A 17,676-nucleotide genomic window follows, 5' to 3' on the forward strand; every position below is an offset into this window, starting at 1 on the left:
GGCCGTGCGGGACGGATCGTTAGACAGGCTTCGGACTTCGGCTAGGGTGGGCGCTGTGGCACGGACGACGTTGGACACCGCGGCGCTCGCCCACGACCTGCGCCTGGCCGTCATGCGCCTGTCGCGCCGGCTGCGCAACCAGCGGGTCGACACCACCGTCACCCTCACGCACCTCGCCGCGCTGTCGACTCTCAAGCGCCACGGGCCGATGAGCCCGGGGGAGCTGGCCGCGCACGAGCGGGTGCAGCCGCCGTCGATGACCCGGGTCGTCGTCGCCCTGGAGTCCCAGGGCCTGGTCACCCGGACGCCGCACCCCACCGACGGGCGGCAGGTCGTCATCGGCCTGACCCCGGCCGCGGAGGACCTGCTCACCGAGGAGGTCCGGGCGCGCGAGGCGTGGCTGTCCGGCCAGCTGCAGCAGCTGACCGCCGAGCAGCGCGAGGTGTTGCGCCAGGCCGCGGTCATCATGGACGAGCTCGCCAGTGGGTGACGTCGACGGCTGCTGACCCCGCCCCGCGACCCGGCTCGTTCCGGGCGCTGCGCGCGCACAACTTCCGGCTCTACGTGTCGGCGAACCTGGTCAGCCAGACCGGGACCTGGATGCAGCGCATCGGCCAGGACTGGCTGGTGCTGCAGCTCTCCGGCGACAGCGGCGTCGCTCTGGGCGTCACCACCGCCCTCCAGTTCGGCCCGAGCCTGTTCTTCAGCTTCTACGGCGGCGTCCTCGCCGACCGCTACGACAAGCGCCGGCTGCTGATGGTGACGCAGGCCGTGATGGGCGTGCTCGCCCTCGCCCTGGGGCTGCTGGTGGCCACCGACTCCGTCGCGCTGTGGCACGTCTACCTGCTGGCGCTGCTGGTCGGGGTGGTGTCCTCGCTGGACACCCCCGTGCGCCAGTCGTTCGTCTCGGAGATGGTCGGCCCGGACCTGCTGGCCAACGCGGTGAGCCTCAACTCCACGGTGTTCAACGCCGCCCGGCTCGTGGGGCCGGCGGTGGCCGGTGGCCTGATCGCGCTCGCCGGCGGCAACACCGCCCCGGCCTTCCTGGTCAACGCCGTCAGCTTCGCCACCACGATCGCCGCGCTGGTGCTGATGCGGGCCGACGAGCTGGACCCCAGTCCACCGGCGCCCCGGTCCCGCGGCCAGCTGCGGCAGACGCTGGCCTACACCCGCCAGCACCCGGACCTGATGCTGGCGATGGGCCTGGCGTTCACGCTGGGCACCTTCGGGTTCAACTCCCAGATCACCATCGCGCTGATGGCCCGCGAGGTGTTCGGGCTGGGTGCCGGTGCCTTCGGGCTGCTGTCGACGGCCTACGCCGTCGGGTCGCTGTCGGGTGCACTGCTGTCGACCCGCCGCAGCACCCGCCCGCTGCAGCGCTTCCTGATCGTCTCCGCGGTGGCCTTCGGCGTGCTGCTGGTCGTCAGCGGGCTGATGCGCAACTACTACGCCTTCGCCGCGCTGCTCATCCCGACCGGCGCCGCGGCCCTGGTGTTCAGCGTGGCCTGCAACAGCTTCGTGCAGCTCGGCGTCGAGCCGCAGTGGCGCGGCCGGGTGCTCGCGCTGTACTTCATGGCCTTCCTCGGCGGCACGCCGGTGGGGGCGCCGCTGATCGGCTGGGTGTCGGAGCGGCTGGGTGCGCCCTGGGGCCTGATCAGCGGTGGGCTCGTGTGCGTCGTCGTCTCCGTCCTCGCCGGTGTGGTGCTGGCCCGGGGCCGCCGGGTGCGGCTGGAGATGCACGTCCTGCCGCCGCGCATGCAGCTGCACGTGGCCGCGACCACGCCGCCGAACCAGGTCGCGGTGCTCGCCGAGGAGGCCGACGGCGGCGTCCCGGCGGAGGCCGTCCTGGGCGATCAGGTGGCGCGCGACCCGGCTCGCTGACGGTCGCACTGAGCGTCCGCGTTGTGACTCGGCGCTGACGGCGATACCGTCGCGGGGTGCCCCCTCCAGGGTCGGTCTCCGAAGACACCGGGGCGTCGCTGCTGCAGATCGGCGGCCTCGCCGCGTTGGTCGCCATGGGCGCGCTCCTGCTCGCGCTGCTGGTGCGCCTCGTCGTCCGGATGAGCCGCGCCGCCGCCGCTGACGAGCCCGCGCCGCCGCCCCCGGCCCCCGCGCCGCCCCGGGTCGCCGGCCCGGCGACCCCGCGGCCGGCCGCCGCCGGGCACCACCCGGTGGGCCGCCGCAGCCCCGGCACCGGGGCGCAGCGGGCCGTGACCGGCCCCCGCCGGCCGCTGCAGATGGTCGCCGCCGACCTGCGCCGGCTCACCGGCGAGCTGTCGATGGTGCCCGGCGGGCTGTCGGCCGAGCGCCGTCGCGACCTGCTCGCCGCCTACGACGACGTCCTGATGGAGGCCGCCGAGCTGCTGCAGGTGCCGCACCGGCTGCGCACCGAGCCGCCGGCCACCCGGGAGCTGGAGCGGCTGCGGCTGCTCAGCCAGCTCGAGGCCGCGGGCCTGGTGGTGTCCGGCTGAGCGAGCCGGACCCGCCCACCGCCGGCCGGCTGTTCCTGGCCGTCGACCCGCCACCGGCCGCCGTCAGCGACCTGGACCGCGCGCTCGCCCCGCTGCGTGCGGCGCCGGGCGCCCCGCACTGGACGCCGCCGGAGCGCTGGCACCTCACCCTGGCGTTCCTCGGCCAGGTGCCGGCGCCGCTGCTCGCGCCGCTGACCGCCGCCGTCGGTGCCGCGGTCGAGGGTGTCACGGCGCTGTCGCTCCAGCTGACCGGGGCCGGGCGGTTCGGCTCGCGCCGCCGTCCGGCCGTCTGCTGGGCCGGGCTGGCCGGGGACGTCGCCCCGCTGACCGCACTGGCCGGGCGGCTGGCCGACGCGGCGCGCGCCGTGGGCCTGCCGGTGGAGGACCGGCCGTTCCGGGCGCACCTGACGGTCGGGCGCTGGCGCGCCGGGCAGCCCGCCGACCCCGACCTGCCCGACCGCCTGGCCGGCCACCGCGGCCCGGCCTGGACGGCGTCGGAGGTGGTGCTGTGGCGCAGCCACCTGGGCGCCGCCCCGCGCTACGAGCGGGTCACCGCCTGGCCGCTGGAGCAGCCCGCGGCCTCCGGCCCTGCTGCCGGGGCCTGATGCGGGCCTGCGGGGCAGCAGGGCCCTCCTAGGCGTCCTCGCGCAGCACGGACGCCGGGTCGGCCCGGTCGGCGGCCCGCTGGGCGTAGAGCGCGGCCAGGGCGGCGACGACCAGGACGACGACCACGCTGCCGGCCAGCGCCGACCACGGGACGTCGAGCAGCGGGGTGGGCGGGCGCACGGTGTCGACGTCCAGCCGCCGGTAGACCAGCGCCACGGCACCGGCGGCGAGCACCCCGCCCAGCAGCGAGCCGAGGACAGCCACCCCGGCCAGCTCGACCACCAGCGACCGCAGGTGGGCACCGCGGGTCAGGCCGAGCCGGCGGGCCATCACGTAGCCCGAGACCCGGGTGCGGGAGCGCGCCTCCAGGTACAGCAGCAGACCACCGACGGCGATGACCCCGACGAAGACGGCCAGCGCGGACAGGTAGCCGAAGGTCCAGGTGATGCCCAGGAAGTTGGCGCGCTGCTCCACCTGCGCGGGCTCGATCACGCGGGTGGTCGGCGCGCCGGCGTCCAGGACGGCCCGGACCGCGGGTGCGGTCGGGCCGTTGGTCCAGACCTCGGCGACGCGGGCCGCCCCGGCGCTGCGGGGCACCTCGGGCAGCCGGTCGGCGGCCACCAGCACCAGCGGGCTGTCGGCGCGCCGGCCGGGCAGCACCCGGGCCACGTCGACGACCTGCGCCCCGAACGGCTCGTTGCCCACCTGGAGGTCGGGGTCGCCCGGCGACAGGCCGGTGGCGACCACCGGCACCCGGCCGTCGACCTCGGGTCCCTGCAGGGCGGCCATGAGGTCGGGCAGCGAGGAGTCGGCGAACGAGTCGTCCCAGAACGCGGTGTCCGCGAACGTGGTGGGGTCGACGGCGAGCACCTGCACGTCGGTGCGCGCGGGGGCGCCGCCGCGGCGGGCGGGGGCCACGGCGCTGCCGTCGTAGCGCACGACGAAGGTGCCGGCCGCGTCGACCGCCGGGGTCGGGGCGAACCGCGACACCGCGACCACGGCGCGCTCGGCCCCGATCTGCACGCCGACCTTGGCGTCCAGCGTGCGCTGCGAGCTGGCGGTCAGCGTCGCCGTGTAGCCCAGGACGGCGACCGGCAGGGTGATGGCCACCAGCAGCGTGCCGGTGGCCAGCCGGGCGGCGACGAGCCGGTTGACCGCGAGGAAGACGGCGGGGGAGCGGCGCCCGGCCCAGCGGCGCAGGCGCGGCAGCAGCGCGGTGCCCACCCGGCCCAGCAGGGCGGCGGCCCCGGCGATGGCCAGCAGCGGGAAGGCGACCAGCAGCCCGTTGACCTGGGCGACGTTGCCCTCGTTCGTGACGGCGTCCCGGCTGCGCAGCAGCACCCAGCACCAGCCGGCGGCGGCGAGCAGGGCGAGCTCCCACGGCACCTGGGCCGGCCAGCGGGGTGCTGCGCCCAGCGGGCGCTCGGCGGTGCTGCGGGCGCGGAGCCCGGCGACCACGGCGGCAGCGGCCAGCCCCACGGCGAACGCGCCGACGCCGGCCCACACCGCGGCCGTGGTCGCCGAGGGGTCGAGGTCGTCGGCGGGGCCGAGCAGGGCGATGAGCAGCCGGGACACCGCCCAGCCCACGGCGGCACCCGCGAGCGCGGGCAGCCCGAGCTCCAGCGCGGCCTTGCCGGCCAGTGGTGCCGGGCCCACGCCGCGGGCGGCCAGCAGCCGCACCTCGGTGGCCCGCCGGTCGGCCCAGAAGCTGCCGGCGGCTGCCACGAGCAGCAGGGCGAGCAGGCCACCGGCCACCGCGACCGGCACGACCGGACCCCGCAGACCGCGCTCGATCACGTCGGCCCGGTCGGCCGCCTCGGCCAGCCGGGAGCCCGGCAGGGTGCCGGTGATGCCGGGGATGTCCGCGGTCGCCTGGTCGGCGCGCGCCTGGTCCGCGAGCAGGGCGCGGGCGTCGGTCACCGACAGGCGCGCCGGGTCGGTGGGTGCCAGGCGCACCGCGGTCACGAAGGGCGCGCCGGCGGCCAGCCGGCCGAAGGTCTCCTCGTCGGTGGCCAGCAGCAGCTCCGGCGGCGGGGTGTTCGCGTTGATGTCGTTGGCGTAGAGCTGCCGGTAGTCACACCACGCGGCCGACGGCGTGGTGGCGTACAGCGCGACGTAGGTGCCGACCACGGTGACGGGCTGCGAGCTCACGGTGAGGGTGTCCCCGACCGTGAGGCCGTTGTCCTGCGCCCAGCCCTGCGGCACCCACAGGCCCTCGCCGTCGATCCGGTCGACCTGCTCGACGTCGTCCACCGCCCCGGGGCGGTAGAAGAGCGAGCTGCGGACGCCCGGGGTCCCACCCGCCGCGGTGCGCACCGGGACGGGCGAGGGGCCGTTGGTCCCCCCACCGAACGTCCCGGTGGCCATGACCGGGGTGCTGTCCCGGCCGGTCTGCGCCCACCCCTGGGCGAGCGTCGTGTCGATCGTCCCGGCGTCGAACTGCTGACCGGTGGGCCGGCCGTTCTGGTCGAACTGCCGGACGACGGCGCCGGTCTGCCCCCAGCCGGCCTCGGCGCAGTCCTGCGCGAGCTGCTGCTGGAGCGCACCGGAGCGGGCCGAGGACAGGAACAGCGGTGCCGAGGCCAGGGCGCAGGCCAGGATCGCCGAGGTCACCAGCACGGCGATGACGGCCGCGGGCTGGCGGAGGCCGAGCAGCGGGGCGCGGGTCCAGGGGGCCAGCCGCCACAGCGGTGGCCGGCTCACGCCGGTGCCCCGTCGGTCAGGTGCCCGTCGCGCATGGACAGCACCCGGTCGGCCCGGGCCCAGGCCAGCTCGTCGTGGGTGGCGATCAGCACGGCCGCCCCGCCACGGGCGGCGTCGGTGACGGCGTCCAGCAGCCGGTCAGCGTTGCCGCGGTCCTGGTGGGCGGTGGGCTCGTCGGCCAGCAGCACCGCCGGGCGCAGCAGCAGGGCCCGGGCGACGGCGACCCGCTGCTGCTCACCCAGGGAGGCCTGGTGCGGGTAGCGGTCGGCGAGGTGGTCGACGCGGAAGTCGGTCAGCAGCGTGCGGGCGCGCTCCTCCTCGGCGGCGGCGGTGCCGCCCAGCCGGGCGGGCAGCAGCACGTTGTCGGCGAGGCTGAGGTCGGCGACCAGGCCGAGCGCCTGCGGGACCAGCGCCAGCTCCGGCCAGCCCAGCGAGATCGGTGGGCGGTCGGCCAGTGCGCCGAGGTAGTCCAGCCGGCCGGCGTCGGCGGTCTCCCAGCCGCACAGCAGCGCCAGCAGCGTGCTCTTGCCCGACCCGGACGGGCCGACGAGGGCCACGAACTCCCCGGCGTCCACCCGCAGGTCGACCCCGGCCAGCGCGGTGACGGTCTCCGCGCCGCGGGAGAACCGCTTCACCAGCCCGGTGGCGGCGAACCCGCCGGCGCTCACGCGCTCACCAGCCGGCCGTGGTCGAGCCGGACGAACCCGTCGGCGATCGCCATGACCCGCGGGTCGTGGGAGGAGATGACGAACGCGACGCCGGCGGCGGCGAGGTCCTCCATCGCGGCGAGCACCCGCTCGGCGGCCGCGGTGTCCAGCTCGGCGGTGGGCTCGTCGGCGACCACCAGGGCCGGGTCGCCGACCACGCCGCAGGCGACGGCGAGGCGCTGCTGCTCGCCGCCGGACAGCTGCGCGGGGGAGTGGTCGGCGCGCTCGGCCAGCCCGAGGCGGGCCAGCAGCGCCAGGGCGTCGTCCTCGGTGACCGGCGCCCCGCGCAGCGAGGCGGCCAGCCGGACCTGGGCCACGGCGTCCAGGTAGGGCAGCAGGTTCTCACCGGGGCGCTGGAAGAGGTAGGCCACCTGCCGCTGGCGCAGCCGCCGGCGGGCCCGGGCGCGGAGCCGGTCGACCCGCTGCCCGGCGACGTGGACCTCGCCGGTGTCGGGGGAGTCGATGCAGGCCAGCAGCCGCAGCAGCGAGGACTTGCCCGAGCCCGACGGTCCGACCACCACGGTGACCTGCGCCCGCGGGATGGCCAGCGTCACGTCGTCCAGGGCGGTGACCGACTCCGTCGCCGTCCGGTAGGTCTTGCCCACGGACCGGCAGACCGCGGCCGGGGCAGGGGGTGCGCCGGGGGTGGACCGGAGGGCCTCGTCGTCGCTCATCGAGGCGAGAGCGTAGATGGCGGGCGCAACCACCCGTGTTGCATCTGGGTGACGTGTCCTGTTCTCGGCCGGTCAGCCGTGGCGCAGGTGCCCGAGCCGCCGCAACCGGCCGTGGTCGTGCTCGTCGGCGAGCGGGTCGTAGAGCTCCACCCCGCTCTGCCGCTCCTTGGCGGCGTACATCGCCACGTCGGCCTGGCGCAGCAGCGCGCCGATCTCCTCGGGCCCGCGCCCCACGGCCACGCCGATGCTCACGTCGACGTCCAGGGTGAGCCCGTCGACGGGGAACGGGGCGGACACGGCGGTCCGCAGCCGGGCCGCCGCGGCCGCCGCCTCCCCGGGCGTGACCTCCGGCATCAGGACGGCGAACTCGTCGCCGCCCAGCCGGGCGACCAGGTCGACCTCGCGCAGCAGCGGTGCCAGCCGCGGGCCGATCTGGGCGAGCAGCCGGTCGCCGTAGCTGTGACCGAGGGTGTCGTTGACCTCCTTGAACCGGTCGAGGTCCATCAGCAGCACGGCCAGCTGCACCGGTCCGGCGAGCAGCTGGGCGCCGCGGGCGAGCAGGGCGGCCCGGTTGGGCAGGCCGGTGAGCTCGTCGTGGGTGGCCTGGTGGGCGAGCCGGCGCTGCAGCTCCAGCCGCTCGGTGACGTCGCGGGCGCTCACCAGCAGGGCCGCGATGTCGGGGTCGTCGCGCCGGTCGGAGGAGCTGATCTCGAGGTCCCGGGCGCCACCGGCGGCGTGCCGGACCCGGACGAGGAACACCTGCGAGGGCTCGCCGTCGTGGGTGATGGGCGCCCCGGTCTCGGTGAACAGGTGGTCGTCCTCGGGGAACAGCAGCTCCCCGACGTGCCGGTCCAGCAGGTCCTCGCGCGACCAGCCGAGCACATCGGTGACCGAGTCGGAGACGAAGGAGACCCGGCCCTCGTCGGTGAGCAGCGCGATGACGTCGTTCGTGGCGTGCACGACCGACCGGAAGCGCCGCTCCCGCTCGAGCGCCGTGAGCAGGGAGTTGAAGGCTGCGGCCGCGCCGCCCAGGGCGTCGGTGGTCCCGACCGGCAGCGCCAGGTCGGTGACCGGGGCGGGCGTGCGCTGGGCCGGGTCGCCGACGGTGCGGGCGACCCGCTCAAGCCGGACGGCCAGCACCCGGAGGCGGGAGCCGACCACGAGCACGGTCAGCAGCCAGTTCACGGTGCCCAGCAGCAGCCCGGCGAGCACGCACAGCACCCAGAGCCCCGGGGCGGGACCGTCCGCGGGCAGCACGCCGACCGCCCGGGCCACCAGGGGCAGCAGCGCGCCCACCCCCAGGCCGAGTGCGGCCATCGCGGCGCCCAGCCGGGGGAGGACGGCACGCGGCCGGGCGTCCTCCCGGTCGGTCAGCGACATGCCCCCCTCGTCGGCCGCGACGGTGACCAGCTGGAACCCCCCGAGGACCAGGGCACCCCGGACGGGGGGTGCGCGGCGGTCACGGTAGCGGGATCAGGCGGCCGAGCGGCGGCGGAACGCGTCGAGCGCGGCGATGAGCAGCAGCGGCACGACCGCCCACAGGCCGAGCACCCAGTACGCCCGGCCCACCCCGTCGCCGGCGAAGTACGTCGCGCCGCGCAGGGCGCGCACCGCGACCCCCGGCGGCAGGATCCCCGACAGCGGCGCCAGCCAGGGCGGGAGGTAGGCGTCGGGGAGGTTGCCGGTGCTGCTGGCGTTGCCCAGGATCACCAGCGCCAGGGACGTGACGAAGGTGCCGGCCGAGCCGATCGCCCGCAGCACCAGCGCGGCCGGCGCCGCGACGGCCAGCGCCAGCAGCCCGACCAGCACCGCGACCGTGCCGAACCCGGCCGGGACGGCGGCATAGAGGACGTCGGCGGCCCAGGCGACCAGCAGTCCGGACACCACCGCGAACAACAGGATGCTCACCACCCGCCAGCGCAGCGGCAGCTTCGGGGCCGCCGAGTAGGTCTGGATGCCGAAGAGGAAGCCGCCGAGCACCACCCCGAACGCGGCGTAGAAGATGCCCAGCCCGCGGGAGTCGCCGGGCGCGAGCGGCTGCAGGTCCTCGGCCTGCAGCGGCCCACCCGACTGCTGCGCGACCGGCCCGAACGCCTGGGTGAGCGTCATGGTCACGCCCTGCCCGTTCGCCCCCGCGGTCAGCAGCCGGGACGGCGTCCCCGGGAGGTAGACGCCGTAGAGGTCGTGGTGCAGCACGGCGGAACGGGCCGTCGCCTCGTCGGCCAGGGCCTGGACGGCGAAGTGCCCGGGCGCGGCCTGCTCCAGCGCCGACCGCACCTGCTCCACCTGCGCGGGCGGGCCGACCACCCCGACCGGGAGGTCGTGCGGCTGCGCGGCGTGGAAGGCGTCGAGGAAGACCACGACGAAGGCCAGCCCGATGATCGTGGCGACCAGCGCCGGGACGCCGATCGCGCGGGCCACCGCCTTGGGGACGGACCCCTGCGAACGGTCGACCTCGGCCCCGGCCTCCGCCGGGCCGGGGGGTGGTGCGAAGCCACCGGGCACGGGAGTCCGGTCCCCGGGTCAGGCGGGGAGGGTGGCGGCCAGCGCGCGCCCCAGGGCGTCGCCGGAGCGCCAGGCGCTCTCGACCTTGGACGGGGCCGACCAGCCGTCGCCGCACAGCCCCAGGCCGCCGCTCAGCTGGAACGGTGCCTCGCGGGCGTGCGCCGGCTTGGCGAAGCTCCAGCGGTGCACGTGGCTCCACTCCGGCTCCTCCTCGATGCCCAGCGCGGCGCGCACCGCGGCGGCCACCGCCGGGGCGGCCGCGTCGGGGTCGTCGAGGTGGGCGGCGGCGAACGCTGCGGTGCTGTGCGCGACGAGCACCGGGGCGCCGTCGCCGCGCCGGTCGCCGTCGTCGGCCAGCCAGTCCAGGACGGGGGAGTCGTGCACGAAGGCGCCGTGCAGGTCGGCGGCCCAGCGCCGGGTCGACCAGCCGAGGGCGACGGAGAGCGTGGGCTGCCAGTCGGCGTCCGGGACGTCGCCGGGCGTCAGCAGCCGCGCCGCCTGCGGGTCGGGCATGGCCAGGACGACGGCGTCGGCGTCCTGCCCGTCGACCGTCGGGTGCCCGTCGCCGGTGACCGCCTGCACCGCGTGCTCCAGCCGGACGTCGAGCCCGTCGGCGAGGTCCTCGACGAGCGTGCGCAGGCCGCCGGCGGTGCCGTAGCGCATCGGCCCGGACTTCGTCTCCTCCACGCCGTCGGGTCCGGCGACGGCGAACGTGTCGGTCCAGGGCCGGGCCAGGCCGCGGTCGACCCAGCCGGCGACGACCGGCGCGAAGGGGGAGTCCTCGCCGACGGTCAGGTAGGAGGCGCCCAGGTCGACGACCCGGCCGTGCAGGGTGCGGCCGCCCATCCGCCCGCCGAGCCGCCGGCCGCGGTCGAGCACCTGCACCGCCCGGCCCTGTTCGGCCAGCGCACGTGCGCAGGCGATCCCGGAGATCCCGCCGCCGACGACTGTGGTGCCCACGCTGCTCACCGGACGATCCTGCGGTGCGCGACGGGATGGCGCGCGCCGAACCTGCCGCGGCCGCCCGGAGGCCGCCGGGGATGATCGTCGGCGTGCCCACCCCGCCCGTGCTGATCACCGACCCGGCCGACGAGCGGATCGCCGACTTCCGCGACCTGGTGGCCGGCGACCGGAAGCCCGGCACCGAGCGCGGCACCGGCCCGGTGATCGTCGAGGGCGTGCCGGCGGTGCAGCGGCTGCTGGCCTCGCCCTACCCGGTGCGCAGCGTCTTCGGCATCCCCGGCCGCGTCGCGGACCTGCACTTGCCCGACGGGATCCCGGCCTACGAGGCCGACCGGTGGGTGCTGTCGGAGGTCATCGGCTTCCGGCTGACCCGCGGCGTGCTGGCCTCGGCCGACCGGCTGCCCCCGGCCGACCTCGACGAGCTGCTGACCGGGCCCGACCCGTCGGCACCCCGGCGGCTGGCGGTGCTGGAGGGGCTCAACGACCACGAGAACATCGGGTCGATCGCCCGCTCGGCGATGGCGCTGGGCATCGACGGGCTGTTGCTGGACCCCACCTGCGCCGACCCGCTGTACCGGCGGTGCGTGCGGGTGTCGATGGGGCACGTGCTGTCGCTGCCGATCGCGGTGCTCGGCGACTGGCCCGCCGACCTGGAGCGGGTGCACGCCGCCGGCTACGAGACGGTCGCGCTGACCCCGGCCGCCGACGCGGTCGACCTCGCCGAGATCGACACCCGGGCGCACCCGCGCACGGCCGTGCTGCTCGGCGCCGAGGGCCCGGGGCTCACCCCGCAGGCGCAGGCCGCGGTCGACGTCCGGGCCCGGATCCCGATGCGCCCGGGCGTGGACTCCCTCGGCGTGGCCGCCGCCGCGGCGATCGCCTTCGCGACCCTGCGCTGACCGGACCTGACCTGACCCGCGCTGAGCTGGCCTGGCCTGGCCGGCGGGCCGGCTGGTGGGGGACTGCTGTGCCGTCCGGCCCCGCGGTGCGGGCCGTGACCCCCGGGCCGTCGGGTGTCACGCGTCAGGTGCTGGTGCGGGCGGGTTGCGGCCCCTACCGTTCCGCCATGACGTTCTGGATCGTCGCGGGTGTCCTGCTGGTCGTCCTGCTCGCCGCGATGTGGCGGATGGACCAGAACGCCCGGCGCCGCGGGGCGCGCGTGCGCCGCGACATCGGTGAGGGCGTCGCCCGCGGCAGCAGCACACCTGCCGCCGGCGACGCCCGGATGCACGACGCCCAGCGCCGCTCGGGCTTCAGCTCGGGCCTCTGACGACCCGCTGCCCCACCGCGCACGAGTCCACGGTGAGGCAGCGGAGCCGGACCCGGACCGGCCCCTGTCACCCCTGCCAGGGCCCGCCAGGAGCCTGCGGGTGGTGCGGAGCGAGGGGGCCTCGATCAGCCGCGCAGCGACAGGCGGGCGAGCTCGGCGCGCGCCTGCTCGGCGAACTGCGGGGCGCACATGACGTCGTAGCGGCTGGCGACCACCTTGCTGGTGCTGGTGAAGTCGCGCTTGCCCTGCGACGCCGCGTACCCGACCGCACCGAACACGGCGCCGAACACCAGGCCGATGAGCAGACCGGTGATGATCGACCCGAACCAGGCGCTGCCGTCCTCGGCGAAGATGCTGAGCAGCAGGCCGACGAAGAAACCGAACCAGGCGCCGCTGGCCGCGCCGGCGGCGATCGCCCGGCCCCAGCTGAGCCGGCCGGTGACCCGCTCGATCATGCGCAGGTCGCTGCCGATGATCGTCACGTTCTCGACCGGGAACTTCTCGTCGGAGAGGAAGTCCACCGCCCGCTGGGCCTGCAGGTAGTCGTCGTAGGACCCCACCTGCACGCCGCCGAGCGGCATGGACACAGAAGCTGACATGACGGTCTCCGTTCCGAGCCGGCCTGCTGGCGGTGCCCGGACGATCCGGGCACCACTCGCGTCCACCAGGACGGCGACCGGCTCACTACCCGAGACGATCTTCGAGGACACCCAGTTCCCTCAGGCCCCCGGCCTTCGGCCCCGCTGCAGGGACCCGCGCCGCGCGGAGCGTGGCGTGGGGGGCAGCGGGGCCCTTCGTCAGACCAGGCTGTCGGCCCAGGCGCGGTGCAGGTCGGCGAACCGGCCGGTGCCACCGACCAGCTCGGCCGGGGTGCCGTCCTCGACGATCCGCCCGGCCTCCATCACCAGCACCCGGTCGGCGAACTCCACGGTGGACAGCCGGTGGGCGATGATCAGCGCCGTCCGGTCGGCCAGCAGGGTGCGCAGCGCGTCCTGCACCAGCCGCTCGCTGGGCACGTCCAGGGAGCTGGTGGCCTCGTCGAGCACCAGCACCGCGGGGTCGGCGAGGAAGGCGCGGGCGAAGCTGACCAGCTGCCGCTGCCCGGCCGACAGCCGCCCACCGCGCTTGCGGACGTCGGTGTCGTAGCCCTCGGGCAGCGCGCGGATGAACCCGTCGGCACCGATCGCGCGGGCCGCCGCCTCGATCTCGGTGCGGTCGGCGCCGGGCCGGCCGAAGGCGATGTTGTCGGCGATCGACCCGGAGAACAGGAAGCTCTCCTGGGTGACCATGACCACCGCGCGCCGCAGGTCGGCGTCGGCGAGGCGGTCCAGCGGGACGCCGTCCAGGCGCACCGCGCCCTCGGTCGGGTCGTAGAACCGGGCCGCGAGCCGGGCCAGCGTCGACTTGCCGGCCCCGGTGGCACCGACCAGCGCGACGGTCTGCCCGGCCGGGACCGTGAGCTCGAGGTCGGGGAGCACGGTGGTGGCGCCGTAGCCGAACCGGACGCCGTCGAACACCAGCTCGCCGGCGACGGGCACCGGCAGCGGCGTCGGGTCGGCGGGCTCGGCCACCGTGGCGCGCTCCTCGAGCACCCCGGACAGCTTCTCCAGCGCCGCGGTCGCCGACTGGTAGCTGTTGTAGAACATCGCGATGTCCTGCAGCGGGTCGAAGAACCGCCGCAGGTACAGCAGGAAGGAGGTCAGGACGCCGACCTGGATGTCGCCGTCCATCACCCGGACGGCCCCGTAGCCCAGCACCGCGACGGTGACCACGTTGCCGATCATCGTCACCGCCGGCACGAAGACCGCGATGAGCCAGAACGCGCGGTGGTTGGCCTGCCGGTTCTCCTCGTTGAGCCGGGCGTGCAGCTCGTCGTTGCGCGGCTCGCGGCGGAAGGCCTGCACCGCCCGGATGCCACCGAAGGTCTCGGTGAACTGCACGATCAGCGCCGCGATCGTGGTGCGGGTGCGCCGGTAGGCGATCGTGGTCTGCCGTTGGAACCAGCGGCCGACCAGGTACAGCAGCGGGAAGCCCAGCAGCGCGATCAGGCCCAGCGGCAGGTCCAGGACGAGCAGCACCACCCCGATGGCGGTGATGCTGAACAGCGCGGTGAGCAGCCCGTCGAGGCCCTCGTCGAGCAGGTCGGCCAGCGCCTCGACGTCGCTGGTGAGCCGGCTGATCGTCTTGCCCGAGGTGTAGCGCTCGTGGAAGGACAGCGACAGCTGCTGGACGTGGGTGAACACCCGCCGGCGCAGCGTCAGCAGGACCTCCTGCCCGACCCGCCCGGAGCCGGTGAGGAAGAGGTAGCGGAAGCCGGTGTCGACGAGCGCCGCCCCGACGAGGGCCACCGTCGTCCAGACCAGCGGGCCGGCGTCGCCGTCGAGCAGGGCCGGGACGGCGGAGTCGATGCCGACGCCGATGAGGAAGGGCCCGGCCAGCCAGGCGAGGTTCTGCACGACGATGACGGCCAGCAGCCGCCACAGGGCGCGCCGGTGCGGGCGCAGCAGCTCGCCGAGCAGCCGGCGGGAGCGGCCGCGCAGGAAGGTGCTGGCCGAGGCGGTGAGGGCGCCGTCCTCCTCGCCGGCCACGCCGCGCCAGTCGGCGTGCGCGTCGGCGGGGGCGCCGCCGGCGGAGGTGGCGGCGGCCGCACCGGTGCCCGGGGTGGTCACCGGGCACCGCCCTCGCCGGCGCCGGCCAGCTCGGAGCTGCTGGACAGCAGCTCGCGGTAGGCGGGCACCTCGGCGAGCAGGTCGCTGTGCCGGCCGATCGCGGTGACCCGCCCGTCCTGCAGCAGTGCGACCCGGTCGGCCAGCAGCACGGTGGAGGCCCGGTGGGCGACGACGAGCGCGGTGGTCTGGGCCAGCACCTCGCGCAGCGCCTCCTCGACGCGGGCCTCGGTGTGCACGTCCAGCGCCGACAGCGGGTCGTCGAGCACCAGCACCGAGGGGCGGCCGAGCACCGCGCGGGCCAGCGCCAGCCGCTGCCGCTGCCCGCCGGACAGCGACAGCCCCTGCTCGCCGATCCGGGTGTCCAGGCCCCAGGGCAGGTCGTGGACGAAGTCGGCCTGGGCGACCCGCAGCGCCTCCTCGACGTCGGCGTCGGTGGTGCCCGTGCGGCCCAGGGTGACGTTCTCCCGGACGCTCATCGAGAACAGCGTGGGCTCCTCGAAGGCGGTGGCGACCACGCTGCGCACCTGGGACAGCGGCAGGTCGCGCACGTCGTGCCCGTCGAGGGTGACCCGGCCGCTGGTGACGTCCAGCAGCCGCGGGACCAGCGCGGTGAGGGTGGTCTTGCCCGACCCCGTCGCGCCGACCAGCGCCACGGTCTCGCCGGGGGCGATGTCGAGGTCGACGCCGTCGAGCACCGGGGCGCCGGCACCGGGGAACCGGAAGCCCACGCCCTCGAACCGCAGCCGGGCCGGCCGGGCGACGTCGGCGGGCCGCACCCCGGGGGCGTCGGTGATGGTCAGCGGTGCGTCGAGCAGCTCGCCGATGCGGTCGCAGGCGCTGGCGGTCTCCTGCGCCTGCGCCAGCAGGAAGCCCAGCGACAGGATCGGCCAGAGCAGCACGGTGAACAGGGCGACGAAGCCGACCAGGCCGCCGACGGTCAGCGCGCCGTTGCCCACCGCAAGGGCGCCGCCGACCAGGATCACCGCCAGGGTGATCTGCGGGTGGAACTCGAAGATGCACCAGATCACCGCGAGGGTGCGCACCTTGGTCAGCTGGAGCTCGCGCAGCCGCAGCGCCTTGCGGTCGTAGCGGCTGAACACCAGACCGCTGCGGCCCAGGGACCTGACCACGCGGATGCCCTGCACCGCCTCCTCGACGTCGGTGGCCAGCTCACCCTGCTCGTCCTGCACCGCGCGGGACTGGGCGTTGTACCGCTTCTCGAAGCTGAGCCCGAAGGCGATGAGCGGCACGCTGATGACCAGCACCGCCACGCCCAGCGGCCAGTACGTGACCACGAGCAGGACGCCGACGACGGTGCAGGTGATCAGGTTGACGGCGAGGAAGACCGCCCCGAAGCCGATGAACCGGCGCACGGTGGACACGTCGGAGGTGGCCCGGGACAGCAGCTGCCCCGACGACCAGCCCTCGTGGAAGCTCACCGGCAGGCGCTGCAGCCGCTGGTAGAGGGTGTCGCGCAGGTCGCGCTCGATCCGCAGGCTGCTGTTGCCCATCGACCAGCGGCGCAGGAAGAACAGCGCCGCCTCGGCGGTGCCGAAGAGCAGGGCCAGCGCCAGCAGCGGCACGAGGGCGCCCCGGTCGCCGTCGGCGATCGGCCCGTCGACGATGCGCCGGGTGATCAGCGGCACGGCCAGCTGCGCCAGGGTCGCCAGCAGGGCGCCGGTGAAGGTGAGCGCGATGAGACCCCGGTAAGGGCGGGCGAAGGGCAGCAGCCGGGTCAGCGCGGAGAGCCGGCCCTGCTCGTCGGCGGCGGGCTGCGGGTCGGGTCGGGTCATGGCCAGCTGAGGCTATGCCGCGACACCGACAGGTTCGACCGGTTTACGCCGACCACGTCTCGTAACGGCCCCCGGCCCCGGCCCCGGCCCCCGTGCAGGGGCCCGCCGCGAGCCTGCGAGCGGTGGGGGGCACGGGGGTCCTTCGTCAGCGGCGGCGGCGGACGCCGAAGACGATGTCCTCCCAGGCCGGGATCCGCGCCCGCGGGTCCTCGACCTCGCCGTCGAGCAGGTTGCCCAGCACGACGGTCTCCTGGGTGTCCGGGTCGACCTCGTCGTCGTAGGGGCTGCGCGCCTCCACGCCGTCCTGTGGCTCGGCGTCGTCCTCGGCCGGAGCCGGCGTGCCGTCGGTGGGGACGACGTCGCGCACCTCGTCGTCGGACCCGTCCTCGGCGTGCAGGTCCTCGTCCTCGTCGGCCGGGCGGACCACGGCGATGGAGCGCCGGGTCACCGGGGCAGGCGGCAGGCCGTGCGGGACGTCGGGGACGACGCGCACCAGCCGGGTGCCCTCGGCGAAGTCGGTGGTGGCCGCGTCGACCGGGGTGACGGTGCGGGCCGGGATGTCGTAGCGCCAGTGCGTGGTGCCGGACTTGTGGCCGGCCCGCCAGGCGGCGCGCACCTGCCAGGAGCCGTCCTCGGTGCGGTGGGCGTCCCAGCTGACGGCGTCCAGGTCGGCACCCAGCAGCCGCAGCCGTTCGGCCATGAAGTGCTCCAGCGGCACGCTCGGCGTGCCCTCGCTGAGCCGGACACGGGCGTCGCGGGCCTGCTCGGCGACCCGCTCGCGCTCCTGCAGCACGGGGTGGGCGAAGCGCATGATCCGCTCGACCCGGGTGCCAGAGGACTCCGCGACCTGCTCGGGGGTCTCCCCGGCGCGGATGCGGGCCTGGATGACCCGCGGCGGCAGGTCGTCGGCCGGGGCGGGCGCGGGCTTGGCGGCCTCGGCCCGCAGGACCTCCCGCAGGGAGTCGTCCAGCGCCAACTCGAAGCGCTCGCCGTCCTCGGTCGAGTCGGGCTCGTCCGCGGCGAGGACCAGGTGCTCGCCGTCGTCGGAGAGCGCCACGAGGCGCAAGGAGCGCATGGGGGCGACCTCCAGCAGGGGTTCGGTGCGGGCCCGGGGTACGGACCAGCGTCACGCTATCCGCGCGGTGGGAGGCGGCACCCGCCGACACGCCCGGTGCGGCGCGTCGGCTCGACAGCGGGCGCAACTCGTGGTGAGGGCCCGGTCGCCCTGCGGCGCCGGAACCGGCGAGAATGCACCACCACCGTCATCCGCGTGGAACACCGGGCGGGAACGGTGACAGCAGGCGGGCGCAACGGC

The 17,676-nt window shown here is 76.0% G+C and carries 16 protein-coding genes; 6 read left to right on the forward strand and 10 right to left on the reverse strand.

From position 1 onward, the window contains the following. Positions 1-55 precede the first annotated feature (55 nt). From KUM42_RS13690 to thpR, 4 genes are read left to right on the forward strand one after another with little or no spacing between them, the layout of a single operon-like run. Positions 56-490, forward strand: a complete 435-nt coding sequence (locus tag KUM42_RS13690) for a MarR family winged helix-turn-helix transcriptional regulator (RefSeq protein WP_237493084.1) — start codon at positions 56-58, stop codon at positions 488-490. Further along, entirely contained in the window at positions 487-1,881 is a 1,395-nt protein-coding gene (locus KUM42_RS13695) for an MFS transporter (protein WP_237493085.1), read from the forward strand. Before KUM42_RS13690 ends, KUM42_RS13695 begins: the two co-directional genes overlap by 4 nt. A 56-nt stretch (positions 1,882-1,937) precedes the next feature. Beyond that, positions 1,938-2,471, forward strand: coding sequence for a hypothetical protein (locus KUM42_RS13700; protein WP_237493086.1), 534 nt, complete (start codon positions 1,938-1,940; stop codon positions 2,469-2,471). A gap of 35 nt (positions 2,472-2,506) precedes the next feature. Beyond that, positions 2,507-3,076: an RNA 2',3'-cyclic phosphodiesterase gene (thpR, locus tag KUM42_RS13705; RefSeq protein ID WP_255557586.1), complete on the forward strand. Its 570-nt coding sequence runs from the start codon at positions 2,507-2,509 to the stop codon at positions 3,074-3,076. A 28-nt stretch (positions 3,077-3,104) separates the two neighbouring features. Here thpR and KUM42_RS13710 read toward each other — a convergent pair whose 3' ends face one another. The 6 genes from KUM42_RS13710 to KUM42_RS13735 form a co-directional block, all read right to left on the reverse strand. Further along, a complete protein-coding gene (locus tag KUM42_RS13710; protein WP_237493087.1) occupies positions 3,105-5,780 on the reverse strand; it encodes an FtsX-like permease family protein in 2,676 nt (891 codons plus the stop codon). Continuing rightward, on the reverse strand, positions 5,777-6,448 hold the full coding sequence (locus KUM42_RS13715) for an ABC transporter ATP-binding protein (protein ID WP_237493088.1): 672 nt from the start codon (positions 6,446-6,448) through the stop codon (positions 5,777-5,779). Before KUM42_RS13715 ends, KUM42_RS13710 begins: the two co-directional genes overlap by 4 nt. Further along, complete coding sequence (locus tag KUM42_RS13720) at positions 6,445-7,161, reverse strand: ABC transporter ATP-binding protein (protein WP_237493089.1); 717 nt, start codon at positions 7,159-7,161, stop codon at positions 6,445-6,447. The genes KUM42_RS13715 and KUM42_RS13720 overlap by 4 nt, the downstream gene beginning before the upstream one ends. A gap of 72 nt (positions 7,162-7,233) precedes the next feature. Further along, positions 7,234-8,541, reverse strand: a complete 1,308-nt coding sequence (locus tag KUM42_RS13725; RefSeq protein WP_237493090.1) for a sensor domain-containing diguanylate cyclase — start codon at positions 8,539-8,541, stop codon at positions 7,234-7,236. 93 nt (positions 8,542-8,634) lie between these two features. After that, positions 8,635-9,666: a hypothetical protein gene (locus tag KUM42_RS13730; protein ID WP_237493091.1), complete on the reverse strand. Its 1,032-nt coding sequence runs from the start codon at positions 9,664-9,666 to the stop codon at positions 8,635-8,637. A gap of 18 nt (positions 9,667-9,684) precedes the next feature. After that, complete coding sequence (locus KUM42_RS13735) at positions 9,685-10,626, reverse strand: NAD(P)/FAD-dependent oxidoreductase (protein WP_237493092.1); 942 nt, start codon at positions 10,624-10,626, stop codon at positions 9,685-9,687. Between the two features lie 92 nt (positions 10,627-10,718). Between KUM42_RS13735 and KUM42_RS13740 the strand changes: the two genes are divergently transcribed. Both KUM42_RS13740 and KUM42_RS13745 read left to right on the forward strand, forming a co-directional pair. Next, complete coding sequence (locus KUM42_RS13740) at positions 10,719-11,528, forward strand: RNA methyltransferase (protein ID WP_237493093.1); 810 nt, start codon at positions 10,719-10,721, stop codon at positions 11,526-11,528. Between the two features lie 167 nt (positions 11,529-11,695). Next, the gene (locus KUM42_RS13745) at positions 11,696-11,899 is read left to right on the forward strand and encodes a hypothetical protein (protein ID WP_237493094.1); all 204 of its coding nucleotides are present in this window, start codon (positions 11,696-11,698) and stop codon (positions 11,897-11,899) included. A gap of 125 nt (positions 11,900-12,024) precedes the next feature. Here the strand turns inward: KUM42_RS13745 and KUM42_RS13750 are convergent, their stop codons facing one another. From KUM42_RS13750 to sepH, 4 genes are all read right to left on the reverse strand, one after another. Beyond that, positions 12,025-12,498, reverse strand: coding sequence for a general stress protein (locus KUM42_RS13750; RefSeq protein WP_237493095.1), 474 nt, complete (start codon positions 12,496-12,498; stop codon positions 12,025-12,027). Between the two features lie 198 nt (positions 12,499-12,696). After that, positions 12,697-14,568, reverse strand: coding sequence for an ABC transporter ATP-binding protein (locus tag KUM42_RS13755; RefSeq protein WP_237493096.1), 1,872 nt, complete (start codon positions 14,566-14,568; stop codon positions 12,697-12,699). Next, the gene (locus tag KUM42_RS13760) at positions 14,565-16,361 is read right to left on the reverse strand and encodes an ABC transporter ATP-binding protein (protein ID WP_237493097.1); all 1,797 of its coding nucleotides are present in this window, start codon (positions 16,359-16,361) and stop codon (positions 14,565-14,567) included. Before KUM42_RS13760 ends, KUM42_RS13755 begins: the two co-directional genes overlap by 4 nt. Positions 16,362-16,506: 145 nt before the next feature. Beyond that, positions 16,507-17,436, reverse strand: a complete 930-nt coding sequence (gene sepH, locus KUM42_RS13765) for a septation protein SepH (RefSeq protein WP_237493098.1) — start codon at positions 17,434-17,436, stop codon at positions 16,507-16,509. Positions 17,437-17,676: the final 240 nt, after the last annotated feature.

This window comes from Modestobacter sp. L9-4 (assembly GCF_019112525.1).
Classification (GTDB): domain Bacteria; phylum Actinomycetota; class Actinomycetes; order Mycobacteriales; family Geodermatophilaceae; genus Modestobacter.

What these genes read in the sequence shown, in the direction of transcription:
- KUM42_RS13720 (WP_237493089.1), bottom strand. Translation starts at nt 7,161, where the DNA reads ATGAGCGACGACGAGGCCCTCCGGTCCACCCCCGGCGCACCCCCTGCC.
- KUM42_RS13725 (WP_237493090.1), bottom strand. Translation starts at nt 8,541, where the DNA reads ATGTCGCTGACCGACCGGGAGGACGCCCGGCCGCGTGCCGTCCTCCCC.
- KUM42_RS13745 (WP_237493094.1), top strand. Translation starts at nt 11,696, where the DNA reads ATGACGTTCTGGATCGTCGCGGGTGTCCTGCTGGTCGTCCTGCTCGCC.
- KUM42_RS13750 (WP_237493095.1), bottom strand. Translation starts at nt 12,498, where the DNA reads ATGTCAGCTTCTGTGTCCATGCCGCTCGGCGGCGTGCAGGTGGGGTCC.
- KUM42_RS13760 (WP_237493097.1), bottom strand. Translation starts at nt 16,361, where the DNA reads ATGACCCGACCCGACCCGCAGCCCGCCGCCGACGAGCAGGGCCGGCTC.
- sepH (WP_237493098.1), bottom strand. Translation starts at nt 17,436, where the DNA reads ATGCGCTCCTTGCGCCTCGTGGCGCTCTCCGACGACGGCGAGCACCTG.